This is a genomic window from Nonomuraea jiangxiensis (assembly GCF_900099965.1).
Lineage (GTDB): Bacteria > Actinomycetota > Actinomycetes > Streptosporangiales > Streptosporangiaceae > Nonomuraea > Nonomuraea jiangxiensis.
On record NZ_FNDJ01000004.1, the window covers coordinates 220976 to 235825 of the forward strand.

The following is a 14850-nucleotide window of genomic DNA, read 5'->3' on the forward strand; positions in this document are numbered from 1 at the left end:
ATGAGCGTAGAGATGGAGAACATCGGGCGAAGAGTGTTCTCGGGCGGCATCTGGGAGGAGAGGTACGGCTACGCCCGTGCGGTCGTCGCGGGCGATCGTGTCATCGTGTCCGGCTGCACGGCCACGGTGGACGGAGAGGTGCGCCACATCGGCGACGCCTACAGGCAGAGCCTGACCGCGATCGACATCGCGCTGGAGGCGGTCCTGATGGGCGGCCTGACCTGCGAGGATGTGGTCATGGTCCGCTATTACGTGGTGGAGCAGCGGCACTTCGACCACGTCGGCCGGGCCATCGGCGAGGTCTTCGGCAAAGTACGGCCCGCCTGCACCGGCGTACGGGTGGCCGGCCTGGTCGACCCGAGAATGCTGGTCGAGATCGAGATCGAGGCAGTGCGAACATGACCGTGGCGGTAAGAGTCATCCCCTGTCTCGACGTGGACGCCGGGCGCGTGGTCAAGGGCGTCAACTTCGAGAACCTGCGCGACGCCGGCGACCCGGTCGAGCTGGCCAGGCGCTACGACGAGGAGGGCGCCGACGAGCTCACCTTCCTCGACATCACCGCGTCCTCGGGCGAGCGCGAGACCATGCTCGACGTGGTGCGCAGGACGGCCGAGCAGGTGTTCATCCCGCTCACGGTCGGCGGCGGGGTGCGCTCCGTCGACGACGTCAACCGGCTGCTGCGGGCGGGAGCCGACAAGGTGTCGCTCAACACCGCCGCCATCGCCAGGCCGGAGCTGCTCACCGAGGCGTCACGGCGGTTCGGCGCCCAGTGCGTGGTGCTGTCCGTGGACGCGCGCCGGGCGCCGGGCACCCCGAGCGGGTTCGAGGTGACCACGCACGGCGGCCGGCGCGGCACCGGCATCGACGCGGTGGAGTGGGCCGTGCGCGGCGAGGAGCTGGGCGTGGGCGAGATCCTGCTCAACTCGATGGACGGCGACGGCACGCTCGACGGCTACGACCTGGAGATGCTGCGCGCGGTTCGGGCGGCCGTGCACGTTCCGGTGATCGCCAGCGGAGGCGCCGGCCGGCTGGAGGACTTCGCCCCGGCGGTGGCGGCAGGCGCCGACGCCGTCCTCGCGGCCTCGGTCTTCCATTTCGGCACGCTGAAGATCTCGGAGGTCAAGGGCGCGCTCAGGATGGCGGGCCACCCGGTTCGCTGAGCCCGCCGGTCAGAGCCGAGCCCGGCTCAGAAGACCCGCAGGTGGTGGAACAGCTCGAAGGAGACGTCCTGGGCGGCGAACGCCGCCGCCTCGGACCGCTTGACCGCCAGATACGCGCTGCGGCGCAGCGGCCCGAGAGCCTCCATGAGCATCTCGTCCGCCTCCAGCGCGTCCAGCGCCTCGCCCAGCGAGGCCGGCAGCCGCGGATAGTGGCCCGGGCGGGTGTCCGGGTCGACGTCCACGGGCGCGCCGGGGTCGAGCTTGCGCCGGATGCCGTCCAGCCCCGCGTGGATGACGGCGCCGAGCGACAGGTACGGGTTCGCCGAGGAGTCGGACGGCTTCAGCTCCAGGTTGGCCTCGCCGGTCTCGCCGAGCGGCGAGCAGAGGCGGACCGCGGCCTCGCGGTTGTCGGGGCCGTGGACCGCGTACGCGCCGGCCCAGGTGCGTGGCGTGAGGCGGCGGAAGCTGTTGACGCTGCCGCACGTCAGCGCGGTCAGGGCGGGCAGGTGGGCGATCAGGCCGCCGATGAACCCGTCGCGGATCTCGGCGTCCTCGCCGAACAGGTTGTGCCCGTCCCGCCACAGCGACAGGTGCAGGTGGGCGCCGTTGCCCGCCTGGTCGGCCAGCGGTTTGGGCGCCAGCGTGGCCCACATCTGCATGCGCATGGCCACGCCGCGCACGGTCTCGCGGTAGAGGATGTGGTTGTCGGCGGCGCGCAGCGCGGGCGCGTGCCGGATCGACAGCTCCTGCTGTCCGGGACCCAGCTCGGGGTAGTAGTGCTCGACTCGCAGGCCCTGCGTCTCCAGGGCGCGGATGAGCTTGATGGTGTAGTCGTGCGCCGTGTCGAACCCCGTGCCGGCATAACAGAGCGAGTCGTCGAGGGGCACCAGCCGGTCGTGGCCGCCGGTCGGGTCGGGCAGGCGGCGGCCCAGCGTGAACTCCGGCTCGAACGCCGCCACCAGGGTGTAACCCTCCGTGGCGAGCTCCGCGATCGCGTCCTTGAGGAACGTGCGCGCGCAGGCGCCCCACGGGCTGCCGTCCGGCAGGCGCAGGTCCGACAGCATCGCGGCCGCACCGGGCGCGTGTGGCAAGGGGACGTACGTCGCCGGGTCGGGGACAATGCGTATCTCGCCCACCGGACCCAGGTGCTCGACCTCCTGGAGCTGGTCGAGCATGTTCATCGCCATCATGGCCACCGTGTGCCCGATGCCCGTGCTCAGCCGCTCCGCCAGCCGCGCCCTGGATGCCGCCTTGCCACGGATGACGCCTGCGTGGTCGGCGTACAGGAAACGGATCAGCTCGATGCCCTCGAGCTCGGTCCGCTCGAGGATCCGCCGTGCGTTGGGGTCGAGTTGCTGTGCCTTGGTGCCGCTCGGGCGATCTCTCATCCTGCCTGCGTAACACGATCTGGCAGCGCGGGGAAGCGCCAAACGCAGACAGGTCCCACTGTCAGGTCAGAACGGCCGTAAAGAATGTAGCCAACTGGTCTGCTCCCTGAAGGATTCCGTCGAACACGCCGTTGACCGCGGCAGCAGCCTCGGCCGGCTTGGTGAACAGGTAGAAGACCACGAACGCGACAGCCACGTAGGTGATCACCTTCTTGACCTGCATGGGGGCCTCCTGCAGTCCATTCCCAGCCATATATACCCGGATCTGGGCGATCACTGGCATCTTCTATGAAGATGTTCATGATCCTAACCGGGGGGCTGCTTTCCTATGCCATGGTAAGGGCTTGAGATCAGGCGTGAGCGCCTGCGGCGCCTGGCTTTCCGCGCCCCGGCGGCCGGTGGATCGGCGGCACCAGAGGGGCACGGATCGGTGCCGGCGCCATGACCAGCGGATCCGCTCCGGGCCCGCGGTGAGGGGATGACTCGCGGGGGCGGCCTCCGTGTCCGGAACAGTACAGCATGGGAGAAGACGGGGCCGGTCACCGGGCGGGCGGGGGAGCGGGTCACATGCCCAGGGAGGCCTCGCGCAGGCGGGCGACGGCCTTGGGGTCGCCGGTGAGCTCCACCCGGGCGTGGTCCTGGCGTCCGAAGCAGAACAGCAGCAGCTCGCCCGCCCTGCCGGTGACCTCGACCCGGTCGCCCCCGCGCGGCCCGCCGAGCGCCACGCCGCCGCCGAGGCGGTGCAGCACCACGCCGACCGGCGCCCGGCGCAGCATCAGCCGGGTCCCCGTGGAGACCCGCTTCCAGATCTGCCGCTCGAAGTCCTCGGGCAGCTCGCGGGGCTCCCACGACGGCTGGGCGCGGCGCACGTCCTCGTGGTGCACGAAGAACTCCAGCGAGTTGACGGCCTCGTCCAGGGCGGGCAGCAGGGAGTAGACGCCGCCCGGCCTGCGGACGAGGCCGACCAGCTCGGGGTAGGGGTGGCCGGCCTTGAGCCGCTGCTGGACGGAGGCGGTGTAGCCGGCCAGGGGCTTGATCGCGATGCCGCCCATCGCGTCCGGCCGGCGCTCGCGCAGCACCAGATGGGCGGCCAGGTCGTACGTGGTCCAGCCCGTGCACAGTGTCGGCGCGTCCGGCCCGAGTCGTTCGAGGAGGTCGCAGAGCGCGGCGCGTTCGCTACGAGCGTGAGTCACATGAGCAACCCTACCGGTGGGAATAACGTGGTGATCGGCCGTGATTACGACATACGTACATAAGTCATATTTGAAGGGAACCCCTCCGAGTGGCGACCAAGGTCACCTCAGCTGTCATGCGCCAAGGACTCCGCGTCCTTGGGGTGGCCATCCGCACCGAGAAAGCGGTGTTCACGCTGGCCGTGGTGGCCAGTGCGATCTATGGAGGCATGACCGTCGCCTCCGCCTGGGCGCTCGGCTGGGCCACGGACCACGTGGTGCTGCCGGCCTTCCGGGACGGCCGGGTGACGACCGGCGCGTTATGGACGGGGGCGCTCCTCATCCTCGGCGCCGCGCTGCTCAAGGCGCTGGGCGTGGCGGGGCGGCGCATCCTGGCGGGCGTGATGCAGTTCAGGATGCAGGCCAGGTCGCGCCGGGACGTGACCAAGCAGTATCTGCGGCTGCCGCTGTCCTGGCACCACCGGCACCCGACCGGGCAACTGCTCTCGAACGCCAGCGCCGACGCCGAGGCCGCTTGGGCGCCGCTCGCGCCGCTGCCGATGGCCGTGGGCGTGATCGTCATGCTGATCACCGCGGCGGTCGCGATGGTGGCCACGGATCTCGTCCTGGCCCTGGTCGGTTTCCTGATTTTTCCGGCTATCGCCGTACTTAATCTGATTTATCAGCGCAAGCTGAGTCCGCTGGCCACCCGCGCGCAGCAGCTCCGCGCCGAGGTGAGCGAGATCGCCCACGAGAGCTTCGACGGCGCGCTCGTCATCAAGACGCTCGGCCGGGAGGAGCTGGAGACCGACCGGTTCCGGCGGCGCGCCCACGAGCTGCGCGACGCCAACATCGCCGTCGGGCGGGTGCGCGGGCTGTTCGACCCGCTGCTGGAGGCGCTGCCCACGCTGGGCGTGCTCGCGGTGCTCGCCGTCGGCGCGATGCGGCTGTCCACCGGCGCGATCGGCTCAGGGGACCTGGTGCAGGTGGCCTACCTGTTCACCCTGCTGGCCTTCCCGATCAGGGCGCTGGGCTGGGTGCTGGCCGAGCTGCCGCGCAGCGTCGTCGGCTGGGAGCGGGTGCAGGCCGTACTGGAGGCGAGCGGCTCGATGGCCTACGGCCCCGCCGTGATCGCCTCCGCCGAGCCCGCCCGGATCGAGGTCGACGGCGTCTCCTACGCCTACGGCGAGACCGAGGTGCTGCACGACGTGACCTTCGACGTGCCCGCCGGCCGGACCGTCGCCCTGGTCGGGCCCACCGGATCGGGCAAGTCCACGCTCGTGCAGCTGCTCGGCCGGCTGGTGGACCCCGGCACCGGCCAGGTGCTGCTCGACGGCGTGGACCTGCGGGAGCTGGCCTACGGCGGAGTGGCCGAGTCGGTGGCGCTGGTGCCGCAGCAGACGTTCCTGTTCGACGACACCGTACGCGGCAACGTCGCGCTCGGCCTCGACGTCGGCGACGAGGACGTGTGGGCGGCGCTGCGCCTGGCGCAGGCCGAGGGCTTCGTCGGGCGGCTGGCCAACGGGATCGACACGCGGGTCGGCGAGCGCGGCGCGTCGCTGTCCGGCGGCCAGCGCCAGCGCATCGCGCTGGCCCGTGCCCTCGTGCGCCGGCCCCGCCTGCTCATCCTCGACGACGCCACCTCCAGCGTGGACCCCCAGGTCGAGGCCAAGATCCTTTACGGGCTGCGCGACGCCGCCGAGGCCTCCACCGTCGTGGTGGTGGCCTACCGGATGGCCACGATCGCCCTGGCCGACGAGGTCGTCTACCTCGACCGGGGCCGGGTCGTGGACCGAGGGCCGCACGCGGAGCTGCTCGCCCGCTGCACCGGCTACCGCAACCTGGTGACCGCCTACGAGCGGGAGGAAGCCGAGCGCGCCGCGATCGACGTCCCGGTGGCGGAAGTCCCGACTGAGGAAGAAGAGGTCAGGGCATGACCGCGCAGGGCATCCAGGGCAACCTCGAACGTTCCGCCCTGGCCACGATCCGCCAGGGCCTGTCGATCACGCCCGAGTTCCGCAAGGGCCTGGTGGGCACGATGGCGCTGGCCGTGGTCGCCACCCTGGGCAAGATCGTCGTGCCGATCGCGGTGCAGCAGACCATCGACACGGGGCTCAAGGGCGGCACGCCGGACGTGCCGTACATCACCAGCGCCGTCCTGGTCTGCGCGGCGGCCGTGGTGCTGACGGCACTGGCCGGCTACCTCATGAACGTCCGCCTCTACAAGGCGACCGAGTCCTCCCTCGCCACCCTGCGCGTGCGCGGGTTCCGGCACGTGCACGACCTGTCGGTGCTCACCCAGAACAGCGAGCGCCGCGGCGCCCTCGTCTCGCGCGTCACCAACGACATCGACCAGATCAGCACGTTCATGCAGTGGGGCGGGCTGATGATCATCGTGGCGTTCGGCCAGCTCTTCGTGGCGACCGTGCTCATGCTCGTCTACTCCTGGCAGCTCACGCTGCTGGCCTGGGGCTGCTTCGTCCCGCTGATCATCGCTCTGCCGCGGTTCCAGCGGCTGCTGTCGCGGGCGTACACGGTGGTGCGCGAGCGCACCGGCGACATGCTGGCCGCCGTCAGCGAGTCGGTCGTCGGCGCGGCCGTCATCAGGGCGTACGCGTCGGAGCGACGCACCAGCGAACGCATCGACAAGGCGGTGGACTCCAACCGGAGTGCCCAGATCAGGGCGCAGACCATTGTGGGCATGGTATTCCCGCTGACCGAGCTGGTGGCCGCCCTGGCCATCGCCGGGATCGTGCTGCTCGGCGTGCGGCTGGGCCTGTCGGGCGACATCACGCAGGGGCAGCTCGTGGCGTTCCTGTTCCTGATCACCCTGTTCATCTCGCCGCTGCAGATGGCCACCGAGGTGCTGAACGAGGCCCAGAACGCCGTGGCCGGCTGGCGCCGCATCCTCGGCGTGCTCGACACGCCGCCCGACGTGGCCGACCCCGGCGAGAAGGGCAAGGAACTGCCCCGCGGCCCCATCTCCGTCGCCTTCGAGGACGTGCACTTCTCCTATCCCGGCGGCGCGCCCGTGCTGCGCGAGCTCTCGCTGGAGATCCCGCCCCGCTCCCGCGTGGCCGTGGTGGGGGAGACCGGCTCGGGCAAGACCACGTTCGCCAAGCTCCTGACGAGGCTGATGGACCCAGGCTCAGGACGGGTCACCGTGGACGGCCACGACCTGCGCGACGTCCGCTTCTCCTCGCTGCGTGAGCGCATCGTCATGGTGCCGCAGGACGGCTTCCTGTTCGACGGGACGCTGGCCGAGAACATCCGCTACGGCAAGCCGGCGGCGACCCGCGAGGAGATCGAACTGGCCATGACCGAGCTGGGCCTGGCCGACTGGGTCGAAGCCCTGCCCGCCGGCCTGGACACGCCGGTCGGCCAGCGCGGCGAGTCGCTGTCGGCGGGCGAGCGCCAGCTCGTCGCCCTGGCCCGCGCCTACCTCGCCGACCCCGACCTGCTCCTGCTGGACGAGGCCACCTCGGCGGTGGACCCGGCCACGGAGGTACGGCTGGCGCGCGCCCTGGAAGGCGTCACCCGCGGCCGCACGGCCATCTCGATCGCGCACCGCCTGTCCACGGCCGAGAACGCCGACGAGGTCCTCGTCTTCGACGCGGGCCGCCTGGTGCAGCGCGGCCCGCACGCGATGCTGGTCCAGGAGCCCGGCGTGTACGCCGACCTGCACGCGTCCTGGGTCGCGGCGGCACACTCCTAGCCACCGAACCCGGCGGCGAAGACCCGATCGCCCAGCACCCGTGCCACCCACCGGCCCCGCCCGCGGAACTCGTATTGAGCCGATGCCCAGGGTGCTGACCCGGAGAGCACGACACTGCGCCCGCGAATCCGCCCAGAGAACAGGGGAGAGCGGGCGCGAGCATTGGCGGAAGCCGTCCTAACCGAGCCGATCCAAAGCCCGCCCGACCGCTCGCATGAACGTACCGGGCGGGTTTCTCGGCCCCTCATCCTTCAGCAGGAAGACCCACATCAACGCAAACAGCCTGCGACACTCCGACAGCCTGCGCTCCTCAGCGGAGTCGAGTTCGAAACGCAACTCGCCGCCCCCATGTACCCAGCACGACACGTGCTCGGCCATCTCCGCGACCTCGGTCGCCCGGTCGCTGCGTCCCGACTCCTCGAAATCGACAATCCTGACGCGTACGCCGTCCCACAGGAAGTTCGCCGTGTTGCCATCGCCGGCCCCGAATACCGGCCGAACCCCACGCTCGCCCGGCTCCCACCCCGACAGCCACCGCGTACCCTCCCTGACGGCCCGGTCTGCGAGCTCGTTCTTCGGCCGCCACTGGCCGGCCCACACAAGCAATTGATCCCTGATCCGCTCCACCGGCCACAACCGCTGCGGCACCCGGTCGAGCACCTGCCGCGGTACGGCCCCATGCAGCCGGTCCACCGCCTCCATCAGTTCCTTCTCCGGTACGGCAGGCAGCAGGAAGAGCGGCGTCCCCTCGACGCGCGACATCACCACCAGATCGGTCCCGTACTCCACGGGTGAGGGCGCGAGCCCGGGCGCGTGCTCCGCCAGCAGCTCCAGCGCCCGCCATTCCCGCTCGGCACCGCCCGGCTTGCCGTCGGTGAAGCGTTTGCGCACCAGGTCGCCGTCGATCTGCACATCGTGGGTCTGCATCAGTGGATATTGAACCAGCCATGGGGCGACGGCGCGGTCTGGCCGAGTGCCGCCGTGGAATGGGCTGCCTAACGTGGATGCGGAGGCCGTGGCCCGCCGCTAGGCACCGACCCGAAAGAGGTCAGAACGCGCTCATGCCCACGGGTACGCCCGCCGCCACGACAGCCCGGATGACCGGCTCGGCCTCGGCCGGGCCGCGCACCCCGTACAGCTCGATGAGCTGTAGTTCGCCGGCCAGCTTGGCCGCCAACTCGGCGGCGGCGTCCAGGTCGGGGACGGCCACGATGGTGGTGCCGCTGCCGTCGTCCCGGTGGCGCACCACGCGGTGGGAGTCGGGGTCGGCGCCCTCGTGCACGATGATGAAGGCCTCCGACAGGACCTCCCCGGCCTCGAAGCGCGCCTTGTAGGAGGCGACGGAGGCCAGTGACTCGAAGCCGTAGTAGATCGCGCTGACCGGCGTCCTCTCCTCCAGGACCCGCCGTGCCTCGGCGTGCCACAGGGCCCCGAAGCTGCCGCACAGCTCGAACCGGTCGACGCCCTCGCCGGCCAACCGCCCTACCAGCGCGGTCATCTCCGCGTGGTCGGGCACGGCGCGGACCCGCGTACGGCCGTGCTCGTTCTCGATCACCATCAGGTCGGCCTCCGGGTCCGCTCCGGCGGCCTCGTAAATGACCACTCGGTCCCTGCTCATGTCCTGCTCCCTTCGGTGTCCTGGAAGCAGCTTCCTCCCTCAACCAATGTTGAGGTCAAGCCTGAGGCCATCGTGTCGCCCGCCGACTGCCTGCCAGGTGAGGCCCAGATCGGTGGTCGTCTTGGTGGGGTCGTGGATCGGCGCGGGTGGACCGCCACCGCTCCAACTGCTGCGATAGGGCTTTGTTCAGCCGGGTGATGCGGGCGTCTGCATCAGGTAGCAGACCGGCGGCGTGGGAGGCGTCCAATGCTGGAGGCTCGGTGTTGTCCGTACATTTGGCATAGTTCCTGTCGTATCGGTTGCTGAATAGGGGGAAGCCGGTGCTTGAGAAGGTGTTCGACACCGAGGACCTGCCGCCGGAGGACCGGTTGGAGGCGTGGCATGAGGCGGTGTCGCAGTCGCTGACGCCCAATGTGTTCAGCATCGATCGTGCCGAGGATTTCCGGGCTTCGCTGCGGGCGATGGATCTGAATGCCGCGCATGTGACCGCCATGACGTATCCGTCCATGCAGTCGCGCCGGACGTCGAAGCTGATCCGGCGCTCCGACCCCGAACTGTATGCGGTGGCGCTCAGCCTGCGCGGATGGCAGCGCCTCGGCCAGGTCGGCAGGGAGGCCGTCCTCGGTCCGGGTGACCTGGTGATGTACGCCACGTCCACGCCGTTCGAGAGCCGGGTGGACGCCCATGAGGGCTCGGCCTCGTCGGTGGTGGCGACGATTGACCGGGGGCGGGTGCCGTTACCGCCGGCCAAGCTCGACCGGCTGCTGGCGACTCCGCTGCCGGGGCGGGAGGGGATGGGCGCTCTGCTCGCTCAGTTCCTCGGTCGCCTGACGACCGACAACGGCTCCTATCGTCCGGCGGACGGTCCTCACCTCGGCACGGTCCTGGTCGACCTGTTCACCGCCCTGATCGCGCACCACCTGGGCGCAGACTCCTCGGTGCCGCCAGAATCCCGGCAGAACGCCCTGATCCTGCGGATCCAGGCTTTCATTCGGCAGCACCTCTCCGATCCGGACCTTTCGCCGGCTGCGATCGCCGCGGAGCATCACATCTCCATCCGCACTCTGCACCGGCTCTTCCAGTCGCACGACAGGACCGTCGCCGAGCTCATCCGTACCCTGCGGCTGGAGCGCTGCCGGCATGACCTCGGGGACCCCGCCCGTGCCGACTGCACCGTTCGGGCCATTGCGGCCCGGTGGGGGTTCTCCGACGCGGTTACCTTCTCCCGCGCCTTTCGCAGCGCCTATGGAGTCTCTCCCAGCGACTACCGGCGGGAACGCTGGTCACACGAGCGTCCCTGACCTGGGATATACCCGTCCAAGAGCCATCAGCGGGCCGTTACTCCTCGCTTGATCGCACGGCCCGACATCCCGTACGGGCATTCCGGCGGCTCGCCGCTCCACAGCGCGTGGTCGGGCACGGCGTGGAGCCCGGCTCCCACTTGGGAACCGGACTCCACGCACAGTCGAAAATCAGTACTGGCGGTGCTCGTCGGTCAGCCCGTTGCTCGGGTTGTAGGTGCAGTAGAAGGTGCCGCCGAACGTCCTCTGGTCGTAGCTCGCCTGCTCCTTGCAGTCGTTGCAGTCCCAGAACGATTCGATGTAGTAACTGTTCGGGCGGGCGGAGGTCGGCAGGCCACACGCGTTGGCCATGGCCTGGGCCGACACCGTCCCTGTTGCCGATGCCGACGCCGATGCCGATACGGGTGCGACGCATAGGGCCGACGCCGCGAGGGCCGCCCCCGCGAGGACCGCTCTCCGGAGCCGCTGGCGAGTGACAGTGTGCATGGCACGCCTCCTTGGTGACATGTGGTGGTCCGGGCCCGTGACAAAAGCCTGTCAGTCGGCGCGCTTGATGTACCTAACGGCCCCTTCGTCTCGCTCGATCGCCCGTCGGGACGTTACTTGCACCGACCAGCCGTGGCGGCGCATGCCACATACCACGGTCGTACCGCATCAAGCGCCATCCGTCACGAAACACAGACTTTGGGCAGTCAACCTGTGTAGCGCAGCTTAAAGGGAGCTGAAGAGAATCGCTCTTGTCCGCCTGGGCCTTGATCGGGCAATGTTCATGTCGGACAGGCCGAGTAAGGCGGAGGGACGAACGGGATCGTTCTCATTGGTACGCATAGCCATGAGCGCTCCGCCCAGAGAATTGTGGATTGTTCTGATGTGAATCCAACGTGAGCGCCTTCGCCACCTGCTTCTTGGCCGTCCTTTCCTTCCACGCGGATACTTCACCGCGGAATCGGCATCTGCATGCTTGATTGTTCGAGCGGCACGCCCATGCCGACAATCGTGATCATTCAAATACTCTGAAAGGGATATACCTATGCGTACGCTTGCCAAGGTTTTTGTCACGCTCGGCGTGCTCGCTTGTGGCATCGCGGCCACCTCGCCCGCCCAGGCATCCGCGGCCGCCGTCGACCCCGCCGCGGTGTGCGGCTCCGGGTTCCGCGTCATCGACTCGCACGCCTTCACCTCATCCGGCACCGCCCTGGGCACCATCTACTTGTCCTACAACGCCGGCAGCGGCAAGAACTGTGTCGTCACCGTCAACAAGACCTCCACCCCCATGTGGATGCGAGCGTCTCTGTCCGTGCAGAACGGCGGTAGCGACTCGGACAGCGGCGTGTTCCGTTACTACGCAGGGCCGGTGACCCTCTCCGCCGCTGACAAGTGCGTCCGGTGGGGCGGCACGTGGGACGAGGCGCCGTACACCTGGACCAGCGGCTGGAGCCACTGCGGCTGACGTGCCCCGACCGATTCACGAGCTCCCTCATCACACCGCCTGGACGGGCTCGTACCAGTAAGTTTCGCGCCGGAGCCTTCGGAGGTTTCATGCGATATATCGCCAGATCGCTGATGGCGCTCGCCGCCGCGATCATGCTCATCATCGGAATCGCGCCCAGCGCGTTGGCAGAAACCACCCACTATCCGATCATCGGCCTGCCGAACGTGCAAAGCGCCAACAACGGCGTGGTGTGGTACACCAAGGCAGGTCAGTGCAACTACCAGAGCAAGTTCACGATCGCGGCCGGTGGTGTCGGGACCGGCGGCGGGAGTACGTCGGACCTGTGGATCTACGGCAAATTGATGTCCGGGTACCCACGGGCGGCCAACGGCAAGCCCAATTGCCGGGTGAACGTGAGCGCCCAGTTGTACGACTGGACCCGCAACACCTTCGACCACATCGACGTCATCATGGAGCCCTATCCAGACCCCTACAGCGAATCCGTCACGCACACAGATAAGTTCGACCTGTTCACCGCCCGGAAGTTGGGCGACTACATCAGGTACAGCGGGCTGACGCTGATGGGACTCGAGGTGAACGTCGAGGACCCACAATTGAGAAAGACCTACACCGGCAAGTGGTACGACACCCGCATGTGCCTGGGCGGCCCGCGGGAGCGCTGGGACTGCGGTTATTGGATCAAGAGAACCCTGCCTTAACCACTGAGGGAGAAATCACGCCACTGGACAGGTCTCGCTGAGTTCGGGAACGCCCGCCGCTGCCATCTTCAGCGTCGGGCGCTTCCTGGCCTGGTCGCCATGGCCCGTGGCGGGCGCATCCTGGCCTGGTCTCGGCTGCTACGGCCGATGGCAGGACCGTCTCCAGCATCCGCAGCATGTGTGGGGGGTCATCAAAGCCCATCCGGCCGTAGCGGCCGAGGCTGGGCCAGGTGCCGGCGGCCTGGAGTTCAGGCGCGGTGTGGTGGCCGGCGGCCAGGTGGGGTGGGCGCGCAGCGGCGAAGCCGGTGCGGAGTCCAGCGGGCCAGGCGTTGGCGCGCATTGTCAAGGGCGTGGCGCGTAGAGCTAATGCCGTTCTCCATTAAGGCACTTATGATGCTTCGCAAGTAGTTTCAGACGCTGTGGTGAGGCTCTCAAGCTCCCTGCTATTGCACCGAATTCTTGAGAAAATAGGAAAGCCCCAGCTTGGCATCCGAGCATTTGGTTTTGCGCAGCTGTCGAATAACGGGGTATGCGCGGGACAAGGGAACGCAGGAAACCCCCTACAGTCAGAGGTGCCGGCTCCGCGCCGGCGGGGCTTGGCGACGGAAAAGGTGAACGGAAGCCCCGGGAACGCGCAGTCAGGCACCGACGTCCACGGGGGATATCAGAATGACCAGTACCAGCGAATCAAGCAACCGTACGACCACGGAGGCGCTGCAGGAGTGGTCGCTGCGGACCGGGATCAAGGTGGAGATCTGGGCCATGCCGGCAAAGCCGCTTCCCACCTCCATCGCCGAGATCGTCCACGGCACCATCGAGGAGGTTCTGCAGGAGGTCGAACGGCAGGCGCATGCCCGCACCGTCTCCATCGTCCTGACCGTAGCCACCGGCGGGCTGCGGTTGACCATCAGCGACGACGGCTACGGGAGGGCGTCCGAGGCCTACGAGGACCGTTTGCACGGCCGTCGGGTCGCGTTCCGGAGCCTCGGAGGTGCCCTCAGCGTCAACAGTGTGCCGGGCGAGGGCACCACGGTGCGAGCCGACATCCCCGCGAAGGCTTTTGCCTGAAGCCATTCGCCGGGAACGTGCACGTAGGCGGCCAGGGCGTACGTGTGGTGGTGGGCCCAGCTCCATGTGACGCGATGGAGACCGCTCTCCCTGAACAGGGAACTTGCAGCGATGTCCGGGATTCTCCATTACCGTGTGCGGGCCGTGCCTGGAACGGCGCCCTCGCACACGCTGATCAGCCTCAGCCCTCAGGCCGGGCGTAGCGCCCCGAGCAGTCGCACCAGCGCGGCCCAGGTGTCCTCAAGATCGCCGGGACCGCCCGAGGCGGCCAGCCACAACGCCGCCTCGTTCATCGCGCCCGACAGCAGCCGGGTCAGCGGCTCGACCGGCTGAGGAACGATCACCCCCGCCTCCACCAGCGCGGTGAGCGCCTCGGCCAGGTGACGTGCAGAGGCGGCCTCGTCCAGGGCGCGCCACTCGTTCCACCCCAGCACGGCGGGGCCGTCGACGAGCATGATCCGCTGCACGTCCGGATCGGCGCCGCTCACGAGGAAGGCCCGGCAGCCCGCCATGAGCTGATCCCAGGGATCGTCATGAGCCTCGGCGGCGTCGGCCACCTTCCGCGCGACCTCCTGCTGCACCTGCCCCAGGACCGCGCGGAACAGGTCGGGCTTGCCGGTGAAGTGGTGGTAGAGCGCGCCCTTGGTGACCTGGGCGGCGCGCACGATCTCCGCCAAACCGACCGCGCCGTAGCCTTCGGCCGCGAACAACCGCCGGCTCTCCCGCAGCAGCGCGCTTCTGGTCTGCTCGCGCTGCCGCGCCCTGACTCCGTTTATCATCGCGCCGCCGTCCCTCACGTTGACATACCGATGGTACGTGATTACCGTTACCTTCACATACCAGCGGTATGTGAAATTGGAGAACCATGACGCTGACAAGCTTCTATCCGGTCCTCGGCACCTCACGACTGGCCGAATCCCACGACTTCTACACGCGGCTGTTCGGGTTCGAGACGACCTTCGAGTCGGACTGGTACGTGAGCCTGCGCCGCCCCGGCCCGCCCGCGTACGAACTCGCGTTGCTCGACCACACCCACGCCACGGTGCCCGAGGCATACCGCAAGCCCGCGCAGGGCGTACTGCTCAACTTCGAGGTGGAGGACGCCGATGCCGAGTGGGAGCGGCTCGTCACCGGTGAAGGGCTGCGGCCGGCGCTCGCGCTGCGCAGTGAGGACTTCGGGCAGCGCCACTTCATCGTGGCCGACCCCAACGGGATCCTGATCGACGTCATCACCCCCATCGAACCGTCCGGGCCGTTCGCCGAGCAGTACGTCTGAT

Annotated in this window: 16 protein-coding genes; 9 read left to right on the forward strand and 7 right to left on the reverse strand. The window is 68.9% G+C overall.

All coding sequences use genetic code 11. From position 1 onward, the window contains the following. Both BLS95_RS10420 and hisF read left to right on the forward strand, forming a co-directional pair. Nucleotides 1–402, forward strand: coding sequence for a Rid family hydrolase (locus BLS95_RS10420; RefSeq protein WP_090930705.1), 402 nt, complete (start codon nt 1–3; stop codon nt 400–402). Next, nucleotides 399–1160: an imidazole glycerol phosphate synthase subunit HisF gene (gene hisF, locus BLS95_RS10425; protein WP_090930706.1), complete on the forward strand. Its 762-nt coding sequence runs from the start codon at nt 399–401 to the stop codon at nt 1158–1160. Before BLS95_RS10420 ends, hisF begins: the two co-directional genes overlap by 4 nt. A 26-nt stretch (nt 1161–1186) precedes the next feature. On the opposite strand, the gene BLS95_RS10430 is transcribed toward hisF, so the two are convergent. The 3 genes from BLS95_RS10430 to BLS95_RS10440 form a co-directional block, all read right to left on the reverse strand. Beyond that, nucleotides 1187–2548 carry a glutamine synthetase family protein gene (locus BLS95_RS10430; protein ID WP_090930707.1) on the reverse strand — a complete coding sequence of 454 codons (1362 nt, stop codon included), beginning with the start codon at nt 2546–2548 and terminating at the stop codon, nt 1187–1189. A 61-nt stretch (nt 2549–2609) separates the two neighbouring features. Next, nucleotides 2610–2771: a hypothetical protein gene (locus tag BLS95_RS55535; protein WP_176993118.1), complete on the reverse strand. Its 162-nt coding sequence runs from the start codon at nt 2769–2771 to the stop codon at nt 2610–2612. A gap of 340 nt (nt 2772–3111) precedes the next feature. Next, nucleotides 3112–3741 carry a TIGR03085 family metal-binding protein gene (locus BLS95_RS10440; protein WP_090930709.1) on the reverse strand — a complete coding sequence of 210 codons (630 nt, stop codon included), beginning with the start codon at nt 3739–3741 and terminating at the stop codon, nt 3112–3114. Between the two features lie 116 nt (nt 3742–3857). Here BLS95_RS10440 and BLS95_RS10445 point away from each other — a divergent pair, with 116 nt between their 5' ends. Further along, the gene (locus BLS95_RS10445; RefSeq protein ID WP_176993119.1) at nt 3858–5657 is read left to right on the forward strand and encodes an ABC transporter ATP-binding protein; all 1800 of its coding nucleotides are present in this window, start codon (nt 3858–3860) and stop codon (nt 5655–5657) included. Beyond that, nucleotides 5654–7435 carry an ABC transporter ATP-binding protein gene (locus BLS95_RS10450; RefSeq protein ID WP_090930711.1) on the forward strand — a complete coding sequence of 594 codons (1782 nt, stop codon included), beginning with the start codon at nt 5654–5656 and terminating at the stop codon, nt 7433–7435. The genes BLS95_RS10445 and BLS95_RS10450 overlap by 4 nt, the downstream gene beginning before the upstream one ends. A gap of 177 nt (nt 7436–7612) precedes the next feature. On the opposite strand, the gene BLS95_RS56780 is transcribed toward BLS95_RS10450, so the two are convergent. Together BLS95_RS56780 and BLS95_RS10460 are read right to left on the reverse strand one after the other, a co-directional pair. Continuing rightward, nucleotides 7613–8362, reverse strand: a complete 750-nt coding sequence (locus BLS95_RS56780; protein ID WP_218135683.1) for a phosphotransferase family protein — start codon at nt 8360–8362, stop codon at nt 7613–7615. A 121-nt stretch (nt 8363–8483) separates the two neighbouring features. After that, entirely contained in the window at nt 8484–9053 is a 570-nt protein-coding gene (locus tag BLS95_RS10460) for a DUF6506 family protein (RefSeq protein WP_143043655.1), read from the reverse strand. Between the two features lie 320 nt (nt 9054–9373). Here BLS95_RS10460 and BLS95_RS10465 point away from each other — a divergent pair, with 320 nt between their 5' ends. Beyond that, entirely contained in the window at nt 9374–10354 is a 981-nt protein-coding gene (locus BLS95_RS10465) for an AraC-like ligand-binding domain-containing protein (protein WP_090930713.1), read from the forward strand. A 171-nt stretch (nt 10355–10525) separates the two neighbouring features. Here the strand turns inward: BLS95_RS10465 and BLS95_RS10470 are convergent, their stop codons facing one another. Continuing rightward, complete coding sequence (locus tag BLS95_RS10470; RefSeq protein WP_143043656.1) at nt 10526–10705, reverse strand: hypothetical protein; 180 nt, start codon at nt 10703–10705, stop codon at nt 10526–10528. Between the two features lie 679 nt (nt 10706–11384). Between BLS95_RS10470 and BLS95_RS10475 the strand changes: the two genes are divergently transcribed. From BLS95_RS10475 to BLS95_RS10485, 3 genes are all read left to right on the forward strand, one after another. Then, nucleotides 11385–11804, forward strand: coding sequence for a hypothetical protein (locus BLS95_RS10475; RefSeq protein WP_090930715.1), 420 nt, complete (start codon nt 11385–11387; stop codon nt 11802–11804). Nucleotides 11805–11893: 89 nt separating this feature from the next. Continuing rightward, nucleotides 11894–12505: a hypothetical protein gene (locus BLS95_RS10480; protein WP_143043658.1), complete on the forward strand. Its 612-nt coding sequence runs from the start codon at nt 11894–11896 to the stop codon at nt 12503–12505. A gap of 669 nt (nt 12506–13174) precedes the next feature. After that, on the forward strand, nt 13175–13573 hold the full coding sequence (locus tag BLS95_RS10485; protein WP_090930717.1) for a sensor histidine kinase: 399 nt from the start codon (nt 13175–13177) through the stop codon (nt 13571–13573). A gap of 188 nt (nt 13574–13761) precedes the next feature. Here BLS95_RS10485 and BLS95_RS10490 read toward each other — a convergent pair whose 3' ends face one another. After that, a complete protein-coding gene (locus tag BLS95_RS10490) occupies nt 13762–14352 on the reverse strand; it encodes a TetR/AcrR family transcriptional regulator (protein ID WP_090931013.1) in 591 nt (196 codons plus the stop codon). 86 nt (nt 14353–14438) lie between these two features. Here BLS95_RS10490 and BLS95_RS10495 point away from each other — a divergent pair, with 86 nt between their 5' ends. Continuing rightward, nucleotides 14439–14849 carry a VOC family protein gene (locus BLS95_RS10495; RefSeq protein ID WP_090930718.1) on the forward strand — a complete coding sequence of 137 codons (411 nt, stop codon included), beginning with the start codon at nt 14439–14441 and terminating at the stop codon, nt 14847–14849. Nucleotide 14850: the final 1 nt, after the last annotated feature.